9 protein-coding genes are annotated in these 7,038 nt (G+C 70.0%); 5 read left to right on the top strand and 4 right to left on the bottom strand.

The features are described from left to right. On the top strand, positions 1-276 hold a 276-nt coding region (locus ACKOQ4_RS05290; protein ID WP_526289549.1), incomplete at its 5' end, for an MspA family porin. A gap of 71 nt (positions 277-347) precedes the next feature. Here ACKOQ4_RS05290 and mscL read toward each other — a convergent pair. From mscL to ACKOQ4_RS05270, 4 genes are all read right to left on the bottom strand, one after another. Continuing rightward, the gene (mscL, locus tag ACKOQ4_RS05285) at positions 348-770 is read right to left on the bottom strand and encodes a large-conductance mechanosensitive channel protein MscL (RefSeq protein WP_526289547.1); all 423 of its coding nucleotides are present in this window, start codon (positions 768-770) and stop codon (positions 348-350) included. Positions 771-856: 86 nt separating this feature from the next. Continuing rightward, positions 857-1,510, bottom strand: coding sequence for an SAF domain-containing protein (locus tag ACKOQ4_RS05280; protein ID WP_526289545.1), 654 nt, complete (start codon positions 1,508-1,510; stop codon positions 857-859). Between the two features lie 62 nt (positions 1,511-1,572). Further along, positions 1,573-1,944, bottom strand: a complete 372-nt coding sequence (locus ACKOQ4_RS05275; protein WP_526289543.1) for an FmdB family zinc ribbon protein — start codon at positions 1,942-1,944, stop codon at positions 1,573-1,575. 40 nt (positions 1,945-1,984) lie between these two features. Beyond that, a complete protein-coding gene (locus ACKOQ4_RS05270) occupies positions 1,985-2,602 on the bottom strand; it encodes a 5-formyltetrahydrofolate cyclo-ligase (protein ID WP_526289541.1) in 618 nt (205 codons plus the stop codon). Positions 2,603-2,664: 62 nt separating this feature from the next. Between ACKOQ4_RS05270 and ACKOQ4_RS05265 the strand changes: the two genes are divergently transcribed. The 4 genes from ACKOQ4_RS05265 to sepX all read left to right on the top strand — a co-directional run bounded on the left by ACKOQ4_RS05265 (position 2,665) and on the right by sepX (position 6,855). After that, positions 2,665-3,576 (top strand): UTP--glucose-1-phosphate uridylyltransferase, encoded by a 912-nt coding sequence (locus tag ACKOQ4_RS05265; RefSeq protein ID WP_526289539.1) that lies wholly within the window; start codon positions 2,665-2,667, stop codon positions 3,574-3,576. Positions 3,577-3,625: 49 nt separating this feature from the next. Beyond that, positions 3,626-4,861, top strand: coding sequence for a molybdotransferase-like divisome protein Glp (glp, locus tag ACKOQ4_RS05260; RefSeq protein ID WP_526289537.1), 1,236 nt, complete (start codon positions 3,626-3,628; stop codon positions 4,859-4,861). Between the two features lie 16 nt (positions 4,862-4,877). After that, a complete protein-coding gene (locus ACKOQ4_RS05255) occupies positions 4,878-5,531 on the top strand; it encodes a GNAT family N-acetyltransferase (protein WP_526289535.1) in 654 nt (217 codons plus the stop codon). A gap of 157 nt (positions 5,532-5,688) precedes the next feature. Then, a complete protein-coding gene (gene sepX / locus ACKOQ4_RS05250; protein WP_526289533.1) occupies positions 5,689-6,855 on the top strand; it encodes a divisome protein SepX/GlpR in 1,167 nt (388 codons plus the stop codon). The last annotated feature ends 183 nt before the right edge of the window (positions 6,856-7,038 follow it).

The raw sequence follows: 7,038 nt of genomic DNA, 5'->3' as shown, positions 1-7,038 counted from the left end.
TCCCCGCTGGGCTTTGACCCGCTGGGTTCGGTGATCACCCCCAACCTGTTCCCGGGTGTGTCGATCACCTCCGATCTGGGCAACGGCCCGGGCATCCAGGAGGTCGCCACCTTCTCCGTCGACGTCGCCGGACCGGAGGGCTCGGTGGCGGTGTCCAACGCCCACGGCACGGTCACCGGCGCGGCCGGCGGGGTGCTGCTGCGCCCGTTCGCCCGGCTGATCTCCAAAGCCGGCGACAGCGTCACCACCTACGGCGAACCCTGGAACATGAACTAGTCAGTCCCGACGAACCGACAGGAAAGTGCCCCCGGCCGCGGTCGGGGGCACTTTCTTTGCATCGAGCGTCGCTACTTGCGCAGTGTCGGGCTCACCGCGGGCGCGGCGCCGGGACCGGTGTCGGTGCCGCCGAGCGCGTCGCGGATCTCGGTGAGCAACCGCAGTTCCTTGTCCTTATCGGCCTCGGCCGCGGCCTTCCCGCGGAATCGGTTGTAGGGCAGCACCACGAGGAAGTAGATGGTGGCCGCGACGATCAGGAAGTTGATGGCCGCCGACAGCAGCACATTGAGGTCGATGGTCTGGCCGCCGCCGATGTCGATCTTGAGCAGCCCGTAGGACGACTCCTTGCCGGCGCCGATCCGGTCGATCAACGGCTGGATGATGCTCTCGGTGAACTTGGTGACCAGGGCGGTGAAGGCGGCTCCGATGGCCACCGCGACGGCGAGGTCGACGATGTTGCCTTTTGCGATGAACTCTTTGAATCCCTTTAGCACACTTGGCCTTTCTTTGCTGAACTTGTCTTCCGGGCGTCGAAAGCCTAGCGCACCGCCGTCGCGGGAGGGTTGTTCCACGGGTGCTGTCAGTGCAGGGTCAGCGTGACGTTCTCGACGAGGGTCGCCGCCGCGACGGCATTGGCCGCGGAGGCGGGAAGAGCGACCAGGACCACCCGGTCGCCGGCGGCGCCGGCCGCTGTGGTCGCCGGCGACACCAGTACCACCACCGCCGCGGTGGCCACCACCCGTGGCCGGGCCTCGCTGTCGGCCGACGGTGCTCCCAGCAGGTCGACGACATCTCCCGGGCGGATCAGGTCGGCCACCGAGGGATCGGCCAGATGCACCGGGACGACCCGCGCGTCGGGGCCGGCGCTGAGTCCGGTCAGGCGCGGGCCCAGCACCCGCACGTCGGTGAGCACCTCCCCGCGTCGCGCCGGACCCGCCAGCGTGGCGCCCAGCACGGTTTCCGGGCTGGTGAGAGCGCCGTCGGGTAGTCCGCGCGCCGACCGCGTCTGCAGTGCCACGTCGTCGGCCGACAGCGTCACCCCGGGGCTGAGGTCACGCAGGGCGACCATCACCCCTGCGGACGAACTGCCCGGGTCGGGGCGCCAGGCGGCGACACCGGCGAGCAGCACCAGGACCGCCGCGGCGATGCGCCGGGCCAGAACGGTGCGCGCGAAGTCCGGCCGGCAGGCCCGTGAAAATTGTTCCAGCACAGTGGGATTGAGCGATTCGCCCATGCCGCGAGGGTAGGCGGGGCTAGAGCCCCTGTGTAGTCGGCGGCCCCGCGGGCTGTGGATGACTAGCCGGAGGCGGCGGCCGGGGTCGAACTACCCGCGGTCGCGGTTTGGCTTCCCGACGACTTCTCCGGCTTCGACGACTTCTCCCCGGCGGATTTCGCCGAGCCGGACTTCTCTGTCTTCTCCGAGCCGGACTTCTCCGAACCGGACTTCTCCGAACCGCCGGAATCCACTCCGTTCTTCGACGCCTTGCCCGATTCCCGGCTGTCGGTGCGGTAGAAGCCGCTGCCCTTGAACACCACTCCGACCGAGTTGAACAGCTTGCGCAGCCGCCCGGAGCACTGCGGGCAGGTCGTCAGCGCATCGTCGGTGAAGGCCTGAACCGCGTCGAACCGGTTGTCGCACTCGGTGCAGGCGTAACTGTAGGTCGGCACGTCAACCTCCGGAAGCTGGGATCGTTAGCACTCTACCGTGTCAAGTGCTAGAACCGCCATCCGCCGGCGGGCATTCCCCGAGCCTGACCAGTCCGCGGGCCGGGGTGAGCGCGTGCGTCATCGGCACGTCGTGGGGTTCGCCCGGAAGCTCCCCGACCAGTTCGCAGTCGCGCACGACCGCGACCAGCCGGGTGCCCGGCCGGCACAGCGGCAGGGAGCGGTCGTAGAAGCCGCCGCCGCGTCCCAGACGCACGCCACGGCGGTCGACTGCCAGGGCGGGAACAAGCACGACTGCGGCGTCGGCGATCGCCGCAGCGGAGAGCCACGGGCCCTCGGGCTCGTGCAGCCCGAACCTGCCGGCCACCAGCCGACCGGGCACATAGCGTCCCCACCGCAGCGGCAGGTGCTCCCCGCCGGGGCCGATCCGCACCACCGGCAGCAACACCGTCCGGCACCGGGCTGCCAGCTCGTCGAGCAACTCCGACGACCCGGGCTCGGTGCCCACCGGCAGGTAGGCGCACACGATGTCGTCGTCGCCGGCGACCTCGGCGAGATGGCCGCGCAGCCGTTCCGACTCGGCGCGGCGCTCGGACTCGGAGAGCGCGCGGCGGGCCGCCAGTAGTTCGCTGCGGCGCTTCTCCTTGTCCCGGGCGGTCATCCGTCACAGCTTCGCAGCGCAGGTGCTGGAGCGCCAGCGCGGCCGCGGGTTAGGGTTGCCCCATGCTCGGTGAACCGGTCTCGATACCGCGGACTGCCGTGGTGCCGGCGGCGGGTCTGGGAACCCGGTTCCTGCCGGCCACCAAGACGGTGCCCAAGGAACTGCTGCCGGTCGTCGACACCCCCGGCATCGAGTTGGTGGCCGAAGAGGCGGCCGAGGCGGGCGCGGAGCGGCTGGTGATCGTCACCTCCGAGGGCAAGGACGGCGTCGTCGCGCACTTCGTCGAGGACCTCGTGCTCGAGGGCACGCTCGCTGCCCGGGGGAAGAAGGCGATGCTGGAGAAGGTCCGGCGGGCCCCCGCTCTGATCAAGGTGGAGTCGGTGGTGCAGCTCGAGCCGCTGGGACTCGGGCACGCGGTGGGCTGCGTGGAGCCGGTGCTCTCACCCGACGAGGACGCGGTGGCCGTGCTGCTGCCCGACGACCTGGTGCTGCCGGTCGGAGTGCTGGAGATCATGGCCAGGGTTCGCGCCAAACGCGGCGGAACGGTGTTGTGCGCCATCGAAGTTCGGCCCGACGAGGTGAGCTCGTACGGCGTCTTCGACGTCGAGCCGGCCCTGGATGCGTCGCACCCGAACATCATGCGGGTCAAGGGCATGGTGGAAAAACCCGATCCCGGCCAGGCTCCGTCGCGCTATGCCGCGGCGGGGCGCTACCTGTTGGATCGGGCGATCTTCGACGCCCTGCGCCGGGTCCAGCGGGGCGCCGGCGGCGAGATCCAGCTCACCGATGCCATCGCGCTGCTGATCGCCGAGGGCCACCCGGTGCACGTGGTCGTGCACGACGGGTCTCGACACGACCTGGGAAATCCCGGCGGCTATCTGAAGGCTGCGGTTGACTTTGCCCTGGACCGGGACGACTACGGCCCTGAGTTGCGGCAGTGGCTGGTTGAACGGTTGGGCCTGACCGGGCGGTAGACGCTGCGGCGGGCCGGAAAGGGCGAGCCCCCGTCAGAAAGGCAGCACTGTGCGTTCGGTTGAGGAGCAGCAGGCCAGAGTGACCGCCGCCGCGGTCGCACCGCGGCCGGTGCGGGTGCCCATTGCTGAAGCACAGGGGCTGATGTGCGCCGAGGAGGTGGTCACCGAGCGTCCGATGCCCGGTTTCGACCAGGCCGCGATCGACGGCTATGCGGTGCGCAGCGTCGACATCCAGGACGCCGGCGACGGGGCCGAGATCGTCTTGCCGGTGATGGGCGTCATCGACGCGGGTGCCCGCACACCGACCCGGTTGCAGCCCAACCAGGCCGCGCGGATTCAGACCGGCGCACCCATGCCCACACTGGCCGACGCGGTGCTGCCGCTGCGCTGGACCGACGGCGGCGAGAACCGGGTCCGGGCGCTGCGCGGAGTGCGTTCCGGCGCCTATGTGCGGCGTGTCGGCGACGATGTGCAACCCGGCGACGTCGCCGTCCGCGCCGGGGCGATCATCGGGCCGGCCCAGGTCGGGTTGCTGGCCGCGGTCGGGCGCGAACGGGTGCTGGTCCACCCGCGCCCGCGGGTGTCGGTGATGAGCGTCGGCGGGGAACTCGTCGACATCTCCCGCACTCCGGGCAACGGTCAGGTCTACGACGTCAACTCCTATGCGCTGGCCGCCGCCGCCCGCGACGCCGGCGCCGAGGCGACCCGGATCGGCATCGTCAGCACCGACCCCAAGGCGCTGCGCGAGGTGGTCGAAATCCAGCTCAGCCGAAGCGAAGTGGTGGTCATCGCGGGCGCCGTCGGCGGCGCGGCCGCGGAGAATCTGCGATCGGTGCTGTCCGGACTCGGTGACATGGAAGTCACCCGGATCGCGATGCATCCCGGTTCGGTCCAGGGCTTCGGACAGCTTGGGCCGGAAGGGGTTCCGACGTTTCTGCTGCCGGCCAACCCGGTCAGCGCCCTGGTGGTGTTCGAGGTCATGGTGCGTCCGCTGATCCGGTTGTCGCTCGGCAAGCGCCAGCCCATGCGGCGGGTGATCCGGGCCCGCACACTCAAACCGATCACCTCACTGCAGGGCCGGACCGGATTCCTGCGCGGGCAGTTGCTGCGCGACTCCGAGCGCGGCGACTACCTGGTGGAGGCCATCGGCGACACACCGGGCGGGTCCTCGCACCTGCTGGCGTCCCTGGCCGAGGCCAACTGTTTGGTGGTGATTCCCGGCGAGGCTGCGGAGATCCCGGCCGGCGAGTTCGTCGACGTCGCGTTCCTGGCGCAGCGGGGCTGACGGCGCGGGTGCTCGGGTGAACCTGTGGGGTCGCGGCTCGGCCCATCCGGGGTGGCCGGCCGCGGTCGGGACGTTGCGGGTGGCCGCCGGCACGGTCCGGCTGCGGCCCACCCGGATGCGCGACGGCGGGCACTGGAGCCGCATCCGGCTGGCCGAACGGTCGAATCTGGAGCCGTGGGAGCCGTCCACCGAGCTGGATTGGGCACAGCGCCATGCGGTTTCGGCGTGGCCGCAGATGTACTCGGGGCTACGGGCGGAGGCCCGCAAGGGCCGGATGCTGCCTTATGTCATCGAGGTCGACGGCCGGTTCCGCGGCCAGTTGACCATCGGCAACGTGACGCATGGGGCGTTGCGGTCGGCCTGGATCGGGTACTGGGTGTCCGGAGAGGTCACCGGCGGCGGGGTCGCAACCGGAGCCCTCGCGCTGGGCCTTGACCACTGTTTCGGGCCGGTCGGCCTGCACCGCGTGGAGGCCACCGTGCGTCCGGAGAACGCCGCCAGCCGTCGGGTGCTGGCCAAGACGGGCTTCCGTGAGGAGGGCCTGCTGCGGCGCTATCTCAACGTCGACGGCGCCTGGCGCGATCACCTCCTGGTGGCGATGACGGTCGAAGAGGTGGAGGGCTCGGTGACCGCCGGACTGGTGCGGCGCGGGCTCGCAGGGTGGGGCTGAGGCGTCGGACGCTGTTGCCAATGTGACAGTTGCCAATGTGACATTTGTGGCTGATGGTGCTTGTCTTCCTGGAATTACACGTGTGTAATTGGCACGGCGCGCCGCCGATGAAAGCGGACGTCACGGACCTAGCCTGGTCGGGAAAGGAGCAGGCCCCATGCCAAGCATCCCCCAGTCATTGCTCTGGATTTCACTCGTGGTGCTGTGGCTCTTCGTCCTGGTGCCGATGCTCATCAACAAGCGCGACACGGTCCGGCGCACCAGCGACGTCGCGCTGGCCACCCGCGTCGTCAACGGCGGGGCCAGGTCGCGGCTGTTCCGGCGCGGCGGCCCGGCGGCCGGCCACCGCCACGACCCGAACTGGCAGCGCGACGACGAATACGACGAGATCTACCCCGATCTCGACGGTGTGCTGGCCGACGACCGCGAGGTGATCAGGGAGTACGACGACGCCGTCCGGGAGGCGCGGATGGGGACCCGGTCGCGGTCGGTGGTCGTCGTCGCTGCCGTGACCGAGGCGTCCCTGGCCGAGCCTGACTACCTCGACGTCGACGTGGTCGACGAGAACTCCGGTGCGTTGCCGGTGGGCGACGCCGGTGTGCAGGACGGTGTCCAGGAAAGCCTGTTCGACTCCCCGGGGGACGACTTGCCCCTCCGCGAGGGCCCGGAGCGTCTGTCCGTCGAACTCGATCCCGCTGATGACGACGACCAGAGGGGCGTCCCGGTCGCCGAGACGGTCGCGCCGCCACCGGACGGCACGGCCGACGAATACGAATACATCGATGACACTTCGGGTTTGGAGGCCGAGTTCGAGGACGCGCCGCCGGCGCATCCGCGCTCGTCGAGCCGCCAGCGGCGACTGTCCGATGCGACGGCCGCCGCGGTGAGCGCCCGGAAGTACCGGTTCCGCAAGCGGGTGCTGACGGTCATGGCAGCGCTGATGGTGCTCAGCGCGGTGCTCTCGTTCACCGTCAGCCCGACGCTGTGGTGGTCGTGCGCCACCACGGCAGCGATCACCGTGCTCTACTTGGCCTACCTGCGCCGGCAGACCCGGATCGAGGCTCAGGTGCGCCGCCGGCGGCAGCAGCGGACTGGTCGGTCGCGCCCGCTGTTCGAGGAGTCCCGTCCGGGCTTCGGCGAGTCCGCGCCACCGCGCAGGCCGGAGGTCGACTTCACCGATTTCCCTTCCCGGCTCCAGCACCTCGGGGCGGCGGTGCTGGAGATCGACGACGAGGATCCGGTCTTCGAGCATCTCGAGGAGGTGCCGTACAGCCGGAGGCACTACGGCCACCCGCGGGATCTGCCCCGCGCTTCGGGTCAGTAGGAACGCTGGAGCGGTAGGCACCGCCCCGCATTCTCCGTGGTTGCGGGTATCGGACCGCCCGATCTCGCCGTGACGCGGGAAGGCCGCGCATTCCAGACGCCAATGGGCTTCTCACCCGTTTCGAAGCTATTTATTGATGGAAAAGTTTGTTTGCCTGCTGCCCGGATAAGTTTCCTATAAAGT

This window comes from Mycobacterium sp., assembly GCF_046095365.1.
GTDB lineage: Bacteria > Actinomycetota > Actinomycetes > Mycobacteriales > Mycobacteriaceae > Mycobacterium.
This window is presented reverse-complemented; position numbering and strand designations above follow the sequence as displayed.

Coding starts and splice junctions, on each gene's coding strand:
- ACKOQ4_RS05265 (WP_526289539.1), top strand. CDS start 2,665: ATGCTCGGTGAACCGGTCTCGATACCGCGGACTGCCGTGGTGCCGGCG.
- ACKOQ4_RS05270 (WP_526289541.1), bottom strand. CDS start 2,602: ATGACCGCCCGGGACAAGGAGAAGCGCCGCAGCGAACTACTGGCGGCC.
- sepX (WP_526289533.1), top strand. CDS start 5,689: ATGCCAAGCATCCCCCAGTCATTGCTCTGGATTTCACTCGTGGTGCTG.
- ACKOQ4_RS05280 (WP_526289545.1), bottom strand. CDS start 1,510: ATGGGCGAATCGCTCAATCCCACTGTGCTGGAACAATTTTCACGGGCC.